Below are 18,049 nucleotides of genomic sequence, written 5' to 3' on the forward strand. Positions count from 1 at the left end.
GCTATAAAAGAATGGTGTGCCTCTCTGCCACTATTGGCTTATGTTGTTGTTGATGATGTCGCAGTCGCCACAAGGACGTCCCACGGGAATCTTATCTTGCCATCTTTGACAAAGCGCTGCGCCTTTTCCTCTGCTTCCTTTTTTATGTCGGCCACCACCTGCGAGCCTCTTGCCTCTATCTTTGACCGTATGGCAGCGGCGGTTGTGGCCATGTAGTCGGACCAGTACTCTGAAAAAGGCCCTGCTTCATAATCAAATACAAATTTTCTGACAGCCACGTTTGCAAAACCTGCGCTGGCCAGCGCGTTTTCAAGGTCCTTTGGGTTGCCAAAGCGGTGCACCGTGGGTGCGCCTTCCGGCCTGATGTCCGGTATGCGCTTTAGCACCGGCTCCATTATGGTGCTGAAATACGGCACGCCTTGCGCTGTACCGTGTACTGCGACTGCAATCCTGCCGCCTTTTTTCAAAAGCCTGCGCAGCTCCCCAAGGACGCGTACAGGCTCTGGAAAGAACATCAGCGCGTACTGGCACAGGACCTTGTCGAACCTCGCACGCAGGCCAATGTTCTCTGCATCCATCTCTACAAAGTGGCCTGCCGGCACGTTCTCTTTTGCTATCCTTAGCGCGCCTCTTGCAAAGTCAATCCCTGCAAGCATCCCTGACGGCCCAAGGCGCAAAAACGCCTCTTTAGAGACAGCACCCGTGCCGCACGCAACGTCAAGCACGAAATCACTTTCCAAAATGCCTGCCGCGTCTACCAGCTCTTTTGTCGACCGGAACGGCCCGCGCCCCGCGCCTGCCCAGCCATCGTGATAGTCACGTGCCCTGCTGTTCCAGCTGACAATCGACTCTTGCTTGTACTTCGTTGGGTCGTAGGCCAAGCGTGTCACAAGGTTTTAATGTCTTCCTTTAATTAATCATAACCTGCCGATGAAAGAGTTCCGCGTGCTCGTGACCTGCAACGTCTGCGGCGAGACTTTTGACTCTGACTACAAGCTGATGAAGCACGTGAGCAAGAGCCACCCGCAACCGGAAAAGACCGGCTGGATGGGAAGCGAAGACGAGCACAACTGCAGCTGCGGCGGCGGACACATGCACAATCATCATCATGAGTAAAACAACATGGCCTTGAAAGCAGAGAAACTGTTCTTCATTTATGTTGCCCGAAACGACGAGTGGGTGCGCCTGCAGTCAGAAGACTGGGGCTATGTCTCGGCAATGGCGCGCTTTTTCAAGTGGTGGATAAGGCGCTATTATGACTTTGAAATAGCCGTGGAAGCAGACATCCTGCCCGTGATACCCGGCAAACTGTTTGACAGGATGTCGCTTGCGCTTTTCCTACGCGACCACGAAAGCAGGGGCCAGGACATCTACCACTTTTACCTGGCGCCGTTCAAGCCGTTTTTCACGGACTGCAAGACCGAAGGCTACACCACCGACAACTTTGGCCTCGCATTCTGGAACCGGCCAAAGGAAGGGTCGGAGGCAAAGCGAAACGCCATGTTTGCGGAAGAGAACTGCCCGCGCATCTCCCACGTGCTGTCGCACGAGATCCTGCGTATGCAAGGGCGCAAAAAGAAAGAGTATTTTGAAAACGTCCATGACCTGTGGAGGCAGCACAAGGAAAAAGGCAAGCCGTTTCTCTATTATGACAGCCAGTTCAAGCGCACCACAAGCGACGGCTGCAAGTATTCAACCATCGATGCGACCGGCCTGTGAGGTGGACCTGGCAGGAAATAGTTTTATGTGCTCCTTGGATGCACCAGTTTGCGTTGCCAGCATCAGGCCTTGAAATCCTTGCCAAGTCGGGCGCAATAGTGTCTGCGGCAGGCGTGGCGCTGCTCGTGACGTTTGTGGCCGTGCTCCTTGTGTTTCCGGTGGCCAAGACATGCGAGCAGGAGGGCAAAAAGTGCGAATACACGTCATCTGCGTCAGAGCAGCTGCAGCCGATATTCAGCCAAGGGTTCTTTGCGCTGTCGCTCATCGTGATCGCAGCGGGCATACTGATGATCCGGTACAGCCGCTGGCGCGAGTCCAAGGCGGCTGCACCGGGCTAGATGGCCCGCCGGCTATTATAAATACGAGAAACCGCAAAAAATTCATGTAGTTGATCTCGTTTACCAAGGCCGAAAAAGAATTCCTGCTTGCAAACGAGGCGTGCAGGCTTGCGACCTGCCACGACAACACGCCGCACGTAGTCCCGGTGTCGTACGTGTTTGAGGATGGCGCGTTCTACTTTGCCACAGACCTTGAAACCCGGAAACTGGAGAACTTGAAGAAAAACGATAAAGTCGCGCTTGTAGTCGATGTTTACAATAGTTCGGTTGGCAACAAGGCGGTGTGTGTTCAGGGCAAAGCAGAGATAATCGAAAGAGGCAAGGAATTTGCGCGCCTCTACAGGATTTTCCATGAAAAGTTTGAATGGGTCAGGCGCGAACCGTGGAAGGAAGGCGAGGCGCCCTTTGTACGAGTAGTTCCAACAACCAAGGTCAGCTGGGGCATATGACATTCAAGAAAAAGTTTGACGACGCGGCGGGCAAGGTGTGCGAGGCGTTGATACCTGTCAAGCACGAGAGTTTTGAGGGTGAAGGCAAGGAAGTGGCGGTGTGCACCCTCGGCAGCATCGACCTGCTTGAAAAGATCTCTGAATCTGAAACAATCATGGGCAAGGTGGCAATAGCCGGCCGGCTCTTGTCAGAGAACAAGGGCATCGATGCCATCATCGATTACGTTTCTGCACACCCTGACTTGAAGCGAATCATAGTGTGCGGCAGGGAGGTCAAGGGTCACATGGCAGGCCAGGCATTGCTGGCGCTTTACAAAAACGGCATCGACGGGCAGGGCAGGATAATCGGCGCGGCAGGCCCGTACCCCGTGCTTTTGTCTTCGCAGGAAAAGGTCGAGGTATTCCGGCGGCAGGTAACAATAACTGACATGATTGGAGTTATTGCCCTTGAAAAAATAACACTGCTAGTAGCCTGACTTTTGCCTGTCGCGGTTTACCTGGTTCTTTTTCTTGTATTCGTCAAGAATGTCTGCCGGCGTCATGCCAAGTTCCAGCGACGCCTGCACCACAAAGTGCCATATGTCTATCAGCTCTTCCCTTGCGGCTGCCTCGTCAAAGCCAGAGGGCTTTTTCCACCACTTCCAGTTTGTCAGGCGCTGAAGCTCCACTGCCTCGTGGATTATTGCCGTGGAAAGCGCCGAGACCTTGCCCTCTGTTGTTGCAGGATATCTTGACAGGTCCATCATATTTGCAAGCTCTTTCTGCATGGAAAATATCGTCTCTAGCGTGTCCATCATCAGGATGTCTGTTTTGGATAGACAGGTAAATAGTTGCTGCTGATGATGATTGTTGTCCGACTAGTGTCGAGCTGTTGCGAAAGCTTTAAGGCATGTGGTGATAGTACAGCTCGCTATGGCTTCTGGCAGGCAACCTGCTGCTACTACCACCCCCAATTCCTCAATGCCCGAAGATTCTGCGTCGCTTGGAAACGTTCTTTCGTCATCGCTTGACATGCTGAAGATAGAGGATGCCGAGATCCGCAAAAAGGCAGTCGAGTTTGTGGGCAACGTGTCGCTTGCAACCGTCAACGCATACGGCAAGTGGATCGCATCCATTAAGGCAGTGGCTGACGCCTGCACAGTGTCAGGCCACGCTTTTTCGCAGTCAGAACTGTGCGACTTTTTGACCGTGGCCGCAAAGGGCATGGACTCTAAAAGGGCAGGGACAAAGGCCGTAAACGACGCCACGTTTTACATCTACATGGACATCATGGAAAACCACCAAAAGGCACCTGCACAACTGAAACTGCATTTTCCCAGAATAATCGTCGATGTCATATCGATACTTGACAAGGGAGTAGACACGCGTGGTGAAGCAGTCGGCGTTTACGGAATCGAGCGCTACTATCAGGAGCGAAAGGCCAGCGCGCCTTTGGAAGACCCTGTCGCCAGCTACACTGCTGCTGTTGCTGCAAGGCCCTTGACCGGCGGAAAAAGATCCTCCTCATCGCCTTCTTCTTCTGCCAACAATAGCCAGCCAAACCTGCCAGCGATAACGTTCAATGACGACCTAGTCGACAACCTTGCAATCATAACCGGTAGGCCAAAGAAGGAACTTGAGGCGTCGCTTGCAAGCCTGCCTGCTGCAGACATTAAAAAGATAACCGACCTTTCAGTCAACTACAAGCGCCTGCAAAAGTACAGCAAGCTGTCAAAGCCGGAACACCTGAAGATGGAGGTGGAAAAGGATCTTGGCCGCAAGCTCACCGACAACCAGCTGCAGCATGCCGCCAACTCGATACGCAAGGCCAAGACATACATCGAAAACGTGCTTGACGGCAAGTTTGTCCCGCATGGGACGCACGGCATCAACCACGTCAAGCACAATCTGGAGTACGGCTATCAGCTGATGGGCCTGATAGAGCCCAGAAAGCGCAGGTCCAATTGAAATTTTTACAAAGTTGCAGTGCAACAAAGCCGGTTAGATAGGGTCGTCCCCCTATCGAAAGGCGGCCAATACCGCACATTTGTGATACGGGGGGTCCCTATCTAGTTAGTTTATTTCGTTGCTTGGAGTAACGGTGATAAATTATTAAGTCTTTCCAACATAAAATTTTAGAACTATGCTAATGTACCAGAATTATAGCATAATTTTTACACAATTTATCTTTGTCAAAATCATAATTTACATTATAAGTCGATGTAGATAGACACTTGTCGAACTAGCTCCAGACTTTTTCCTTGAACGTCCACTTTTTGTTCAAAAGAAAGTTGCCTATCGATGCGGCGCCGACAGCTAGTACGAGCGCGATCTCTTTGCCCACGCCCTGGTATTCTACAAGCGCGTACATCATGCCCAGCTGCACCAGCGCGCCAAACGATGAAAAGCCGGCGAACATGCCGTACTGCAGCAGTGTCTTTCTGGCTACAAAGTCCATGTCCTCAAACGTCCAGATCTTGTTGAGGATAAAGTTGGACGTTATGGAGAACGTGATTCCGACTATAGCTGCGTGCAGGTACCAGATCTCCTGGAAAAGCGTCGTGAGTATGAACGAGACGAGGTAGTTGATCAAGAGGCCGCTTGCCCCGACCGTGTAGAACCTGCCTGCCTTTGAGAAAAAGCGCACCGATGTCCTGCGCTCACTTGGCGCCGCCCTGCCGTAGCGGTACAGGCGCCACACCGCGCGTATGTAGTCAAATACCACCTCCGAATCGAGCTTGCTTGCGCCGGCACACCTGTTTGTAAACGTGTAGGGTATTTCTTTTATCCTTGCTCCTTTGACCTTGACGAGCATCTCAAGGAGCATCTTGTAACCGATAGAGTCGAACTTGATTCCGTGGATGATATGCCTGCGAAACGCGAAAAAGCCGGACATCGGGTCCTTTACCTTTATTCCAAGGCTGTACTTGGCTATCTTGGTCGCGCCCTTGCTCATGAGCTTGCGCTTGAAGGGCCACCCTGATATCGCGCCCCCCTTGATGTACCTTGAAGCGACAACGATGTCGCATTTTGACTGCTTTATCTCCTCAAGCATCTTGGGTATGGTGTGGGCCGGGTGGGAAAGGTCGCTGTCCATGACCACGACTATCTCGCCTGTCGCTTCGTGCACTCCTGCAAGTATTGCAGAGCTGAGGCCCTGCTTGCCTGCCCTGCGCACGACGCGTATGCGGAAGCGCTTGTCCTGCTTGGCAAGGCTTGCGGCGTGGTTGGCCGCAATGTCTGCAGTCCCGTCGGGCGAGTTGTCGTCGACTACTATGATTTCTGCAGGCGTGTTGCGCGGCAGCGCCTCTGCAATCGAGTCGATCATCTTGGTGATGTTTTGCGACTCGTTGTACGTGGGCAGGATAACCGAAAGCGGCATCTTGTCCTGCTTGACGACAAGCTCTTGCGGCAAAGCGTCCACAGCTGTTTTAGACTGCCGTTCTATAAAACGGTTAGTCTCCTATGTCTGACAGGCCCCGCGGGATGATTGCAAACTGCGCAGTGCCGGTGGACGGCTGCAGTAACGCCGCGTGGAACCATCCTCTTGAAGGGTCCTCTAGGGCAAGTTTCATCCTGATGTGCGAGTATATTGAAACCGAGCTTCCAAGGTATTCGCGCTGGATATACTTGCCCGTCTCGGTTGGCGCGTTTCTTACCATGTTTGTCACGACGACCGCGCAGTCCGTGCTTATTGCAAAGGTTGCAAGGTCGTGGAGGTGCGACATGACTGCAAGGTGCCTCGCCGGGCCGGCGGAATACTCTGCTGAAAAAAGGGACGTCAGCGTGTCGATTACGAGAAGCCGGGCATCTGCATCCCGCACTCTCTCAACTACGTTTATCTGGTCCCGAGTATTGAGCGCCCGTACAAACGTGATCCTGTCCAGCGCTTCTTTTGTCCCTGCCATTTCAGAGACGCGTTCTGGCCGGAACGTGCCGGCCGTGTCCACGAAAAATGCTCGGAATCCTGCTTTTGTGCAGCTGGCGCACAGCGAGAAGCATAGCTGGGACTTGCCGGAACCGCTCTCGCCGTATATGTCGGTGACCATTCCTGTTCTGATGCCGCCTCCCAAGAGCGCGTCAAGCGACTGCGAGCCGGTCTGGATGAACATTATATCTTGTCATTCTCTAGGACGCGGCCTTTTTATGAATTAAGGGAGGGCAAGGGAACCTTTTTATTTGCGGCGCAAACCTACGACCACCAAAGTGATTAACTAGCGTGTCTTCTCCGTCATCTCAACAACCAAAACGTCCCCTGTCGATTCTCCAGAGATCGCTTAACCGCAAGGTCGCCGTGCGCCTGAAGAGCGAGATAGAGTACAAGGGGAGGATGAACAATGTCGATTCTTACATGAACCTGATACTTACCGACGCAGAAGAGTTCAACGGCGCCGACGTGATGGCCAACTACGGCAAGGTAGTCATCCGCGGCAACAACGTTCTGTTCATCAGGCTTGAGAAAGACCTCTAGCGTGGTGGCAAATGGTAAAGCGCTGGCTGTTTACTTCTGAAAGCGTTACAGAGGGCCATCCTGACAAGGTTTGCGACCAGATCTCTGACGCGCTTCTCGACGAGTTTCTCAGGCAGGACCCTGACTCTCGCGTTGCCGCAGAGTCGATGACTACGACTGGCATCGTCTTTGTGGCCGGCGAGGTGACGTCAAAGGGCAGGGTTGACGTGCAGAAAATAGTCCGCGACACCATCCGCGAGATTGGCTACGACAAGCCCGATTACGGCTTTGACTGCGACTCGTGCTCTGTCCTTGCGGCACTTCACGAGCAGAGCCCCGACATCTCGATGGGCGTGACTGCCACTGAAAAGAAGGAGCAGGGCGCCGGCGACCAGGGCCTCATGTTTGGCTATGCCACCAACGAAACTCCGCAGCTGATGCCCCTTCCGATAACCATGGCCCACCAGCTCTCCATGAAACTCTCGCAGTCAAGAAAGAGCAAGGAGCTTGGATGGCTAAGGCCAGACGGCAAGTCGCAGGTGTCCGTCGTCTACGAGGAGGGCATCCCAAAGCGCATCGACACCGTCGTCATATCGACGCAGCACGCGCCAGACATTAGCATGGACCAGCTGCGCGAGGAAGTGATAGGCAAGATAATCAAGCCGGTGTGCGGCGAATGGGTGGACAGCAAGACAAAATACCTTGTCAACCCGACCGGCAGGTTCGTGATAGGTGGCCCGCCGGGCGACACCGGCCTTACGGGCCGCAAGATAATAGCCGACACGTACGGCGGCATGGGAAGGCACGGCGGAGGCGCGTTCTCTGGCAAGGACCCGTCCAAGGTGGACAGGTCTGCCTGCTACATGGCAAGGTACGTTGCCAAGAACGTAGTGGCTGCCGGCCTTGCAGACAAGTGCGAGGTGCAGGTCGCATACGCAATCGGAGTAGCCGAGCCCGTATCCGTAATGGTAGACACGTTTGGCACCGGCAAGGCTCCTGAAGAGGAGATAGAGGCTCGCGTGCGCAAGGTCTTTGACATGAAGCCGGCAGGCATCATCAAGACGCTTGACCTAAAACGCCCTGTCTACCGCAAGACTGCGGCATACGGCCACTTTGGAAGGAGCGAGCCGGGCTTTACGTGGGAAAAGACCGACAAGGCTTCCCTGCTGAACTAACCGGCTGATGCAAAAAAAAACAGTCTAAAAAATAATAATGTCTGCCATCTATCCTCTGTCATTGAAGGGCAAAATTGCGGCGATCACGGGCGCCACGCGGGGCATTGGTCTTGAAATGGCCAAAGAGTTTGCAAGGAGGGGCGCCACAGTCCTCGTGTGTTCCCGCGACATCAAAAGCGCCGGCGACGCCGCAAAGAAGGTCGGAAAAAACGCGCACCCTTTTTCACTTGACGTTTCAAACCCTGCCAGCGTCAAGGCCTTTGTAAAGGATGCAATTGCAGAGCACGGCAGAATAGACATCCTTGTCAACAATGCCGGCTATCCCTTTGACAAAAAGATGTGGTACAAGGAGATGCACGAGGTCACCGACGAAGAGTTTGACCGCGTGCTTGAAGTCGACCTAAAGGGCACGTTCCGCCTGACGCGCGCAGTGCTCTCTGTGATGGTGGAAAAAAAGAATGGCGGCGGAGTCATCATCAGCATCTCGTCAACTCCTGCGGTGGCAGGCCACGTCGAGGGCGCGCCCTACACTCTTGCCAAGGCCGGAATCATCGCCATGACCAAGCACATCGCGCTTGAATATGGAAACAGGGGAGTCCGGGCCTACTCGCTTGCCCTTGGCAACATTGCCACCGACGCCACCTTTGGCTCGATGGACGAAACGGCACGGAGGCAGGCAGCGCAGGAAAACGCCATGAAGCGGTGGGGAAAACCAGAAGAGGTTGCAAGGGTAGCGGCAAGCCTTGCAAGCGACGACTTTTCCTTTGCAACCGGCAACACCTTTGTAATCGACGGCGGGGCGGTGCTCCTGTGACTGTTGACGATAATGATAATGCTCACAAGGAAAATGACGACGACCTAGAGCTGGCAGAACAGGAACAGGAACTGCCCGCAGAAGTGGAGGAGAAAAAGAAAAAAGGTATTCTGCGCACCGGCTACACGACAGGAACCACTGCTACGGCGGCGACCAAAGCCGCGCTCCTGGCGCTTGTAAATGGCAAGCCTGTAGAGCAGGTTACGGTGTCGCTTCCAAAGGGCAGGACTGCGACGCTCGAGATCGCATGGACAAAAATTGAAGGCGACAAAACAACATGTGCTGCAATAAAGGACGGGGGCGACGACCCTGACGTCACACACGGCGCGGAAATCTGCTCGACTGTTTCGTTGATTGATGATAATCCCGGCATGATAGACATCGATGGCGGCATAGGAGTCGGCAGGGTGACCAAGCCTGGCCTCGGGCTGGAGATGGGCAAAGCCGCAATAAACCCCACTCCGATGAAAATGCTCCTGCAGGCAGTGGATGAAGTAGCTCACGAGCAATTGAAAACAAAAGGGGTCAAGGTCGTTATCTGGGTCCCGATGGGAAAAGAGCTTGCAACAAAGACTGACAACCCGCGCCTTGGCATCGTTGGCGGCATCTCGATACTTGGAACGACCGGCATTGTACTGCCATATTCTACCGCGTCATTTGCAGCGGCGATACGACAGAGCCTTGATGTGGCCATTGCGATGGGCGCAGACACTGCGGTCCTAACAACTGGCGGCAGGAGCGAGGATTTTGCCAAGACGCTGTTTCCGGATCTTCCTGAGCACAGTTTCATACAGATGGGCGACTTTGCAGGATATTCCGTCACGCAGTGCGCCACAAAGCACATCAAAAAAGCAATCATCGCCGGCTTTATCGGGAAACTGACAAAGATGGCGATGGGGATAAAGCAGACGCACGTGCGCGGCCATCATGTCAGCCTTGACTTCATGGCCGGCCTTGCAGAGCAGTGCGGCGCACCTGCTTCTGTTGTCGCAGAGATAAGACAGGCAAACACCGCCCGGCACGCAGGCGAGATAGTGGCAAAAAACAACGTCCACGGCTTTTTTGACCTGCTGTGCAAAAAGGTGTACGAGCAGATGCGCGATCATTCAAAGGGCCAGCTTGCGCTTGAAATAGTCATGTTCGACTTTGACGGCAAAATCCTTGCGCGCTATTCTTCCTCTTGATTGCGTTTTAGCGCCTCTATCCTTCCGCCGTACTTTTCCTTGTACGACGCCCTGCACTGCACACAGCAAAAGAACCGCTCAAACCTTGCAAACCTGAGCACCTTTGGCTTGTCGTGCACCGGCCCCCCGCAAAAGTCGCATTTCAGCTTTACCTTCAGACCTTCGACATACACATGAAAGTGCTTTTTTTGCTTCTTTAGCTCTTGCAGCGCATCGCCAATCTCGTCACTCTTTTTGTCTATCTTGGACATGTCAATTTCTGGCCTGACTGCCTTGATGAGGCCGATATTGACGAGGCGCTCGTACCTTGCCTTGACGGTGGGCGTGCTGACCTTGATTTCGCGGGATATTGCACGAAAAGACTTGCGCCCGTCTTCCATCAGAGACTTTAGTATCGCAACGTCCGTGTCATCGAGTTGGACTGGCAATGTTGTATAGCGTGTACATTACAGCGAAACTGTTCTTTTAACCTTGACTATGCCCTAACCTTCGATAGCTTTTTTATAATCGGTGTTTTTTTGCATACATGTTCTTGCTCTCTATTACCATCAGCAAGAAAAAGTATTCGCTGATAATCTTTATTCCGATAATATTATCCTCGTTTACGCATCTTTGGAATGCCACCGGCTTTCCTGACATATTCTACGACGAAGGCATCTACATGCGCAGGGCAATGAACGTGCTAGTGTACCAAATGCCCCAAGAGAACCCCTATTATTACGATCACCCGTTGTTTGGCCAGATGTTTCTGGCAGGGCTGCTCGCCGTCACCGGCTTTCCTGATTCGCTGCATCCTTCCGCTTCGGTCCAGTCGGTCGAAGAGCTTTACCTTGTCCCAAAGATATGGATGGGGCTCCTAGCCGTGCTTGATACGTTTCTGATTTACAAGATTGCCGAGTACAAATACAATTCTCGCGTTGCATTTCTTGCCTCCCTCCTGTTTGCAGTGATGCCCATGAGCTGGCTTTTTCGAAGGATACTGTTAGAGTCGCTGCTGCTGCCTTTTCTGCTGTCCTCAATATTGTTCGCGCTCCAGCTGGCGCGCTCAAGCCAGAAGCAGTATCTGCCGGCGCTGCTTTCGGGCGTATGCCTTGGCCTGGCAATTTTCACAAAGATCCCTGTTTTTGCCATGATCCCCCTTGTCGGCTTTATGATCTACACTGGCAGCAGCAAGGACAGAAAGAGCAGGCTGAGAAACATTGGCATATGGCTCATCCCTGTAATCCTGATTCCTCTATTATGGCCTCTTCAAAGCATATCGACCAATTCCTTTGATAACTGGGTTAAAGGCGTTCTGGCACAGACCCAGAGGCACAGCTACGGAGTCGCAGGCATTTTTGAGACTTTTCTCACCGTCGACCCCGTCCTGCTGGCGCTAGGCGTCGTTGGATTAATGTACGCCATCCCAAGAAAAGACCTGTTTATTCTGCTGTGGCTTGGGCCTTTCTTGGCATTTCTGTGGCTCATTGGATACGTGCAGTATTTCCACATCCTCCCGGTGCTGCCTGTGTTTTGCATCGCAGGTGCCTTGTGGTTAAATGACCTGGTTGACAAGATAAAATCAAGAAAACACAATCTGGCAGGCTATGGCATAGTAGCGTCCGTGGTACTTTTTGGACTGGTGAGCACCACCTTGCTGATAACAACCAATGTGACATCTGCGCAGTTTGAGGCTACGGCATTTGCCCTGTCCATAGCAGACAAGGACACGACGATAATTGCAAACCCCGTCTACGCCTGGCCTTACAAGTTTGTGTTTCACATGCCGTATGCGATGAACGACTACAGAGATGTCCTGTACTCTGAAATCAACACAGACAAGGTTGTGCTTGTGTCAGAGCCACACCTGCAGGGCAGCATCGGCGAGCCGCAGATTAGACAAGCATATGACAGCACCGCCAGCGTCAGAACTTTTTACGGCAACTCTAGAAACTATGATGTAGGTTTGTATCCGTATACCAGCATGGCGCTAAACAACCAGGGAGACTTTATCGACGTAAGGCAGAGGGTCCCTTGACAAGGCTTTTATTCTAATGTCCTTTTCAGGACGCGTGTAGCCCGCATATGCTACAGATAGCAGTAAGCAGAGGAGGAAAAGAGCCTGTAATAATATTTCTGGCTGTCATAGCTATTGGACTTGCCGCAGCATTTTACCTGTACTTTGTAGTTGACAAGTATTCTCTTCTTTATTATTGGGACGCCGTCTCGCATTCAGTTGCAGCCAGAAAGCTGGTAGACTGGGGCGAAAACCCCGGCTTGGGCCAGATTGGAACGGTGTGGATGCCGCTTCCGCATTTCCTGCTGATTCCATTCGTTCTGGTAGACCTGCTTTTTTCAACGGGGTTTGCAGGCACGGCCCTGAGCTTGCCGTGCCTGGCTCTGACTTCGGTATACCTGTACAAAATTGCAAAAGGACTGCAAATCCCCGGCATCGCCGTCATTCCGGCATACGCTGCTTTTGCAGGGGCGCTGCTGTATGCGACAAACCCGAACATCCTGTATCTTGGGATAACCTCGATGACTGAAGCTCCTTTCATGCTCTTTTTCGTGGCTTCTGCATATTATTTCCAGATGTGGTATCAGAAGGGCAACAAGCTGAGAGACCTGATACTGTGCTCGGTTTTCCTGTCGTTTGCCACCTTGTGCAGGTATGAAAGCTGGTTCCTTCCGGTCTTTTTGATAATTGTTGTAGGCGTGTTTGCAATAAAGAAAAAGGAGGGCAAGGATCAACAGTCCAACAATAGAAAAGCACTTGCCATACTTGCTTCCATTCTCTCCCTGTCAAGCATAGTGTTCTGGCTTGCCTGGAACCAGTACCACTATGGAGATCCGTTTGAGTTTAGCAATGCGCAGTACTATTCTGCGTCCTGGTACGCGCAAAACAGGCCGTTTCGCGAGCTCTTGTTCCTGCAGCCTGCAAACGTCCTGTCGGTTTATGGCGTTACCGCGCTTGCAATGTACGGGCCCATTCTGCTTGGCGCAGGGGTGGCAGGGTACTATGTCTTTCGCAAAGCCCGCATAGATGGCAAAAAGATTGTGCTTCTGTTTCTGGCGCTTCCGCCGCTGTTTACCATCGTCTCGCTGTTGATTGGAATTGGCGAAATGTCCTACTGGTTCAACTCGCGGTTTATGGTGCTCCTGTCGCCTCTGATCATAGTAATGACATGCATATTCCTTGCCAAGGTTGGTGATGATGGCAGGATAGTAAAAAGAAGGCGCGCCATCACCATCGCTGCCATAGTTGGCGCCCTGTTTATCTATCAATTAGCTATTCCTGCGTTTGCTGCCGTCATCACGGTGGACGATGCAAAAGGTGGCTACTCTGTCAAGGAAAACCAGCTTGCCATAAAAACAGGCGAGGCGCTAAAGTCTCTGTATGACGGCAACGGCAAAATCATGGTGCTGACGGGATCCGGACTGGAGCAGAGGATAATGGTTACAAGCGGGATCGCGCTGCGGAATTTTGATGAGATTATAGAACCAAGCACGTGGAAGGCATCGTTCAAGGAGCCGTGGTCCTATGACAGGTGGCTGGTTATCACCAGCCATCCCGGCTCTGACGCCCTAAACACGACAAAATACTGGCTTGACCGGCAGGACGAGCTTGCGACACATTACAACACGGTATACGAAAACGAATACTACAAGATCATGGCCTTGAAATAAGGAGAAGTAAAAGATTAATTTCCACTGCAATCTGCATAATTTTGCCTTGGCGAGCAAAACCGCCGTCGTTGCAATTACAAAACACGGGATCGAGATTGCCCGAAAGATAAAGGGCAAGATGCCCGAGGTGGAGGTTTACGTCCCTGCAAAGCACAGCGACGGCGGCGCAGATATCAACTGGTTTTCAGAGCAGAGCACGCAGCTTGTCGCCAGCTTGTTCAAGTCGCACGACGCGCTGATATGCGTGTTTTCGCTTGGCGCAGTCATACGCATGGTCGCGCCATACCTTGTGGACAAGAAAAGCGACCCTGCAGTGATTGTAATAGACGACAGGGCAAACTATGTCATCAGCGCGCTTTCAGGCCACCTTGGCGGCGCAAACGCGCTTGCACGGCTCGTGGCCTCTTTCCTTGGCGCCAAGCCCGTCATAACCACGGCCGCAGACGTCAACGAAACCATCGCCGTGGACCTTGTGGGCAGGGAGTTTGGCTGGACAATCGAGAATTTTGACAACGTGACAAAGACAAGCGCGCTCATGGTAAACGAGGAAAGGATCGCCATCTACCAGGATGCCGGCGAGCGCAACTGGTGGCAGGGCCAGCAGCTTCCAAAAAACGTCACCGTTGTCGATAATATCGAAAAAGTCAAGTCGCCTGATTTCAAGGCGGCCCTTGTCATCACCGACAAGATGGTGGATCAGGACGTCGTGGCCAAGTCCGTGGTGTACAGGCCAAAGACGCTCGTGGTCGGGATTGGCCTGCACTGGGACACGAACAAGGAAACCATAGAGTCTGGAGTAACTGCTGTCTTTAAGGAAAAAGGCCTTGCGCTCAAGAGCGTGCGCAACATCGCAAGCGTCGACCGCGGGGCAAGGGTCAAGGGCCTCGACGAGTTTGCAGGGCAGTATGGAATGCCTGTTCAGATCTACAAAAAAGAAGACCTGGCCAAGGTGGAGGTGCCAAACCCGTCGCCGGCCGTGCAAAAGTTCGAGGGGACGGCAAGCGTGTCAGAGGCTTCAGCCATCCTGGACTCAAAGGGCGAGCTGATAGTGCAAAAGCAAAAGTTCCCGCCAAACCTCACCGTGGCCGTGTGCAGGGTCGCAGACTTCTCTCAGTAAGATATTTTATCCCAATATATGCACACATTTTTTGCAATTGAAGAAGAGGGCGCTTCTTATCGTCGACAGGGGCAGCAGGGAGCCAGAGGTCCGGCAGGAGATGCAGGAGATATGCGCGCTTGCCAAGGGCAAGGCAGGATACGACTTTGCCGACTATTGCTTCCTTGAGGTGCTCCCCCCGTTCATTGAAGAGGGCATCAAAAAGTGCGTCGACGCCGGCGCCGAGGCGATAACCGTGATGCCCTATTTCCTCTACCCCGGCATGAAGCTAAAAGACACGGTAAAGCAGAGCGCAAGGATAGGCCGCGACAAGAACCTGAATCTGGTAATAACAAGGCCGCTCAGCTATCATCCCATGATGCCAGAGCTTGTATCGGAGCGCATAGCCGAACTAAAAAAAGAAAAAAGCATCAGCCTTTCCGACAGCCAGTGCGACGTGCTTTTGATAGGGCATGGCAGCAGCGACAGAAATGCGCACGACGCCTTCGTGCACACTGCAGAGGCGATAAAATCTCGCTACCGAAACGTGCACCACTGCTTTTTAGAACTTGACACACCAAACATCGAGCAGGGGGTCATGCAGGCGGTGGCCAGGCAGCCAAAAGTGCTACTCATGATGCCGTATTTCCTGCATAAAGGAGCCCACATCAAGCGCGACGTTGTAAACGATGTTTCGGCCGCACTTGAAAAAGCGCGCTTTCAAGACGCTTACATGGCAAGGCACCTGGGAGTTGACGACAAGCTGGTCAACCTCGTAGTCGAGCGCGCCAAGGAAGTGGAAAACCGCCAGGGGCCGGACGACAGAAGCTTTGGGACTGCCGCAAGCAGGAGCATGACGGAGAGGGCCTTTGACATTGAAAAGAGGAGCTTTGAGATAATCGACTCTGAAGTCGGACCGCACGACTACGACTCCATGCAGTGGCCAATAGTGCGCAGGGTGATTCACGCAACGGCTGACTTTGACTTTGCCGGCAAGGGCAAGATGCTGTTCCACAAGCGCGCGATCGAGTCTGCGTTTTTTGCGATCAAAAACAGGTGCACCATAGTCACGGACGTAGACATGGTGCTTGCCGCCATCAACAAAAAATCGCTTTCCGACCTTGGGCTCAAGGGGGCCTGCTACATCTCTGACAAGAGCGTCGCAGAACAAGCAAGGAGGCTTGGCAAGACCCGGTCGGAGATGGCCATGAGGCACGCGGCAAAGGAAATAGAAGGCGGGATTGTAGTTGTTGGCAACGCGCCGACCGCGCTCTTGGAAGTCATTTCGATGGTAAAAGAAGGCGTGGCCAAGCCTGCGCTAATAGTCGGCATCCCTGTGGGCTTTGTGTCTGCGCCCGAGTCAAAGGAAGCGCTTGCCAAAATGACTGACGACGACGATGGCGTGCCGTTCATAACAAACGTCGGCAGAAAGGGCGGCAGTCCAGCCGCGTCGTCAATAATCAACGCGCTGCTTTTGCTGTACCAGAATAATAGTCAGCGGCGCAAGTAGGATGCGCAACTGCGTACAAGCCTCTCTGCCAGCACGTTGTTCTTGCTTGCAAAGTGCAGGTGCATGTATGCCGCAAGACCTGTTTCGCCTATCACAAAGCCGTCCCTGCCATCCGTGACTCCTTTTCCCTTTTTCATGGCGTACGCAAACCTGCTGTCCCTGGAAATGTCCTCTATTGCGGAATAGTGGAACTCGTGGCCGCGCAGGTTTGCCCTGCCAAAGACCGGCCCGTCGCAGTCAGCCTCGGTGTAGTTGAGCGTGAGGCGGGAGGTCATGACCGTGTCGGCGTCAATCAGCCCTGCCATCCTGCGAGTTTTTTTCTCGCCCTTGTACCCGCTTATCGAGCGTGTCAGGTACATCAGCCCGCCGCATTCGCCGTACACCGGCATGCCAGCGTTTACCGCTTTTGCGACAGACTTTATCATGGGCCTGTTTTTCTCCAGCTTGTCTGCAAGCACTTCTGGAAAGCCTCCGCCAAGCATCACGCCGTCTATTCCCTCCGGCAGCCTGGCATCGTTTACCGGGCTGAAAAAGACGAGCCTTGCACCCGCCCTCCTTAGCGCGTCAAGGTTGTCCGCATAGTAAAAGTTGAACGACTCGTCAAGCGCGACTGCTATTGTTGTGGCCTTTTTCTTTGGTGCCTTTTTCATTGCAGACGATGATGCAGGGAGCGGGCCTGTCCCACATGCCTTTAAAATAGAGTCAATGTCAATCTGCTCCGAGACGTATTTTGCGGCGTCAAGTATCGCGGCGCGTTTTTTCTTTTGTAACTCCTGGGCAGGCACGAGCCCGAGGTGGCGCTCGTCCATCTTTATCTCGCTGTTGCGCCTGATGACGCCAAGCACCGGCACCCTCCTGACCTTTCCTGCAAGCGCTTCTGAAAGGTAGCCTGCGTGTCTGTCGCTTGCCACGTTGTTCAGGATGATGCCTGCAATCCTGACGCTCCTGTCAAAGTGAGTAAAGCCAAGGGCTATGGCCGCAATGGACCGCGCGCTCTTGCTTGCATCGACTACCAGCACCACCGGCGCGCCAAGTATCTTTGCCACGTGAGCGGTGCTTGCAAAGTTGTCTTTTCCTGACATGCCGTCAAAGAGTCCCATTACGCCCTCGATGACTGCCACGTCGGCACTCTCGCACGCAGAGTTAAAGCAGTCAATGACTCCCTGCCTTCCCATGAGCCAGACATCGAGGTTGCGCGACTTGCGCCCCGTCACAAAGGTGTGGTAAGAGGGGTCGATAAAGTCAGGCCCGACCTTGAATGGCTGTACGGCAAGCCCCTTTTTTTTGCGCAGGGTGTGCATTATTGCAACTGCGACAGTGGTCTTGCCCACTCCGCTTGTGACTCCTGCGACCACTATTCTAGGGACTGCCACCGTCGCCATGCAGCAACACAATTGTGTTGCAGAATGGTGGTATTAATAATATAATATGACTACTTAGCTCAGGATCTCGGGGAACTTTTGTCTGCACGCAGAGCAAAACACCGCATCATTGGTTGTCAGAGCATCGCACGCAGGGCACATCTTCCAGACGTTGGTTTCTGCCTTGAGGTCCTTGCCGCAGTCTGGGCAGAACTTGGACGCAGGGGGCACGGCTGCAAAGCAGCAGTAGCGGCACGCAACCGTTTCTTTTCTTCTTCTTCTTCTTTGGCTCTGCTACCTCCTGTATT

General features: G+C 53.1%; 21 protein-coding genes. 14 read left to right on the forward strand and 7 right to left on the reverse strand.

Features of this window, described 5'->3' with window-relative positions; translation table 11 throughout:
* Positions 1 to 38 precede the first annotated feature (38 nt).
* Positions 39 to 881 (reverse strand): class I SAM-dependent methyltransferase, encoded by an 843-nt coding sequence (locus NTE_RS07650; protein ID WP_158385261.1) that lies wholly within the window; start codon positions 879 to 881, stop codon positions 39 to 41.
* 49 nt (positions 882 to 930) lie between these two features.
* Here NTE_RS07650 and NTE_RS07655 point away from each other — a divergent pair, with 49 nt between their 5' ends.
* The 5 genes from NTE_RS07655 to NTE_RS07675 are packed head-to-tail and all read left to right on the forward strand — an operon-like array spanning position 931 to position 2,982.
* Positions 931 to 1,116 (forward strand): hypothetical protein, encoded by a 186-nt coding sequence (locus tag NTE_RS07655; RefSeq protein ID WP_148700485.1) that lies wholly within the window; start codon positions 931 to 933, stop codon positions 1,114 to 1,116.
* A gap of 12 nt (positions 1,117 to 1,128) precedes the next feature.
* The gene (locus NTE_RS07660; RefSeq protein ID WP_148700486.1) at positions 1,129 to 1,719 is read left to right on the forward strand and encodes a hypothetical protein; all 591 of its coding nucleotides are present in this window, start codon (positions 1,129 to 1,131) and stop codon (positions 1,717 to 1,719) included.
* A gap of 53 nt (positions 1,720 to 1,772) precedes the next feature.
* Complete coding sequence (locus tag NTE_RS07665; protein ID WP_148700487.1) at positions 1,773 to 2,057, forward strand: hypothetical protein; 285 nt, start codon at positions 1,773 to 1,775, stop codon at positions 2,055 to 2,057.
* A gap of 50 nt (positions 2,058 to 2,107) precedes the next feature.
* A complete protein-coding gene (locus NTE_RS07670; RefSeq protein WP_148700488.1) occupies positions 2,108 to 2,506 on the forward strand; it encodes a pyridoxamine 5'-phosphate oxidase family protein in 399 nt (132 codons plus the stop codon).
* Complete coding sequence (locus NTE_RS07675) at positions 2,503 to 2,982, forward strand: tetrahydromethanopterin S-methyltransferase subunit A (protein ID WP_148700489.1); 480 nt, start codon at positions 2,503 to 2,505, stop codon at positions 2,980 to 2,982. Before NTE_RS07670 ends, NTE_RS07675 begins: the two co-directional genes overlap by 4 nt.
* Here the strand turns inward: NTE_RS07675 and NTE_RS07680 are convergent.
* Positions 2,971 to 3,300, reverse strand: a complete 330-nt coding sequence (locus NTE_RS07680) for a dUTPase (protein WP_148702084.1) — start codon at positions 3,298 to 3,300, stop codon at positions 2,971 to 2,973. The two genes, NTE_RS07675 and NTE_RS07680, sit on opposite strands and share 12 nt — an antisense overlap.
* Positions 3,301 to 3,418: 118 nt before the next feature.
* Between NTE_RS07680 and NTE_RS07685 the strand changes: the two genes are divergently transcribed.
* Positions 3,419 to 4,453, forward strand: coding sequence for a hypothetical protein (locus NTE_RS07685; RefSeq protein WP_148700490.1), 1,035 nt, complete (start codon positions 3,419 to 3,421; stop codon positions 4,451 to 4,453).
* A 274-nt stretch (positions 4,454 to 4,727) separates the two neighbouring features.
* On the opposite strand, the gene NTE_RS07690 is transcribed toward NTE_RS07685, so the two are convergent.
* Together NTE_RS07690 and NTE_RS07695 are read right to left on the reverse strand one after the other, a co-directional pair.
* Positions 4,728 to 5,867, reverse strand: a complete 1,140-nt coding sequence (locus NTE_RS07690) for a glycosyltransferase (protein ID WP_148702085.1) — start codon at positions 5,865 to 5,867, stop codon at positions 4,728 to 4,730.
* Between the two features lie 73 nt (positions 5,868 to 5,940).
* A complete protein-coding gene (locus tag NTE_RS07695; protein WP_148700491.1) occupies positions 5,941 to 6,597 on the reverse strand; it encodes an AAA family ATPase in 657 nt (218 codons plus the stop codon).
* Between the two features lie 107 nt (positions 6,598 to 6,704).
* Here NTE_RS07695 and NTE_RS07700 point away from each other — a divergent pair, with 107 nt between their 5' ends.
* The 4 genes from NTE_RS07700 to NTE_RS07715 all read left to right on the forward strand — a co-directional run bounded on the left by NTE_RS07700 (position 6,705) and on the right by NTE_RS07715 (position 10,108).
* Positions 6,705 to 6,956: an LSM domain-containing protein gene (locus tag NTE_RS07700; RefSeq protein WP_075053799.1), complete on the forward strand. Its 252-nt coding sequence runs from the start codon at positions 6,705 to 6,707 to the stop codon at positions 6,954 to 6,956.
* A gap of 11 nt (positions 6,957 to 6,967) precedes the next feature.
* Entirely contained in the window at positions 6,968 to 8,110 is a 1,143-nt protein-coding gene (gene metK / locus NTE_RS07705; RefSeq protein ID WP_148700492.1) for a methionine adenosyltransferase, read from the forward strand.
* 61 nt (positions 8,111 to 8,171) lie between these two features.
* On the forward strand, positions 8,172 to 8,924 hold the full coding sequence (locus tag NTE_RS07710; RefSeq protein WP_158385263.1) for an SDR family NAD(P)-dependent oxidoreductase: 753 nt from the start codon (positions 8,172 to 8,174) through the stop codon (positions 8,922 to 8,924).
* 71 nt (positions 8,925 to 8,995) lie between these two features.
* Positions 8,996 to 10,108 (forward strand): cobalt-precorrin-5B (C(1))-methyltransferase, encoded by a 1,113-nt coding sequence (locus NTE_RS07715; RefSeq protein ID WP_148702086.1) that lies wholly within the window; start codon positions 8,996 to 8,998, stop codon positions 10,106 to 10,108.
* On the opposite strand, the gene NTE_RS07720 is transcribed toward NTE_RS07715, so the two are convergent.
* Complete coding sequence (locus NTE_RS07720; protein ID WP_148700494.1) at positions 10,093 to 10,536, reverse strand: AsnC family transcriptional regulator; 444 nt, start codon at positions 10,534 to 10,536, stop codon at positions 10,093 to 10,095. The two genes, NTE_RS07715 and NTE_RS07720, sit on opposite strands and share 16 nt — an antisense overlap.
* A 104-nt stretch (positions 10,537 to 10,640) precedes the next feature.
* Between NTE_RS07720 and NTE_RS07725 the strand changes: the two genes are divergently transcribed.
* Genes NTE_RS07725 through NTE_RS07740 form a run of 4 tightly spaced genes read left to right on the forward strand, consistent with a single transcriptional unit; the run spans position 10,641 to position 16,380 of the window.
* On the forward strand, positions 10,641 to 12,125 hold the full coding sequence (locus NTE_RS07725; protein ID WP_158385265.1) for an ArnT family glycosyltransferase: 1,485 nt from the start codon (positions 10,641 to 10,643) through the stop codon (positions 12,123 to 12,125).
* Positions 12,126 to 12,172: 47 nt separating this feature from the next.
* The gene (locus tag NTE_RS07730; protein ID WP_148700496.1) at positions 12,173 to 13,774 is read left to right on the forward strand and encodes an ArnT family glycosyltransferase; all 1,602 of its coding nucleotides are present in this window, start codon (positions 12,173 to 12,175) and stop codon (positions 13,772 to 13,774) included.
* 46 nt (positions 13,775 to 13,820) lie between these two features.
* A complete protein-coding gene (locus NTE_RS07735; RefSeq protein WP_226987241.1) occupies positions 13,821 to 14,891 on the forward strand; it encodes a cobalt-precorrin 5A hydrolase in 1,071 nt (356 codons plus the stop codon).
* A gap of 31 nt (positions 14,892 to 14,922) precedes the next feature.
* Positions 14,923 to 16,380, forward strand: coding sequence for a precorrin-8X methylmutase (locus tag NTE_RS07740; protein WP_148700497.1), 1,458 nt, complete (start codon positions 14,923 to 14,925; stop codon positions 16,378 to 16,380).
* Here the strand turns inward: NTE_RS07740 and NTE_RS07745 are convergent.
* Entirely contained in the window at positions 16,365 to 17,762 is a 1,398-nt protein-coding gene (locus tag NTE_RS07745) for a cobyrinic acid a,c-diamide synthase CobB (RefSeq protein ID WP_226987242.1), read from the reverse strand. The genes NTE_RS07740 and NTE_RS07745 overlap by 16 nt on opposite strands.
* A gap of 54 nt (positions 17,763 to 17,816) precedes the next feature.
* Positions 17,817 to 17,972: a double zinc ribbon domain-containing protein gene (locus NTE_RS17570; protein WP_148700498.1), complete on the reverse strand. Its 156-nt coding sequence runs from the start codon at positions 17,970 to 17,972 to the stop codon at positions 17,817 to 17,819.
* Positions 17,973 to 18,049 lie beyond the last annotated feature (77 nt).

The sequence above is a fragment of the Candidatus Nitrososphaera evergladensis SR1 genome (genome assembly GCF_000730285.1).
In the GTDB taxonomy this organism is placed as follows: Archaea; Thermoproteota; Nitrososphaeria; order Nitrososphaerales; family Nitrososphaeraceae; genus Nitrososphaera; species Nitrososphaera evergladensis.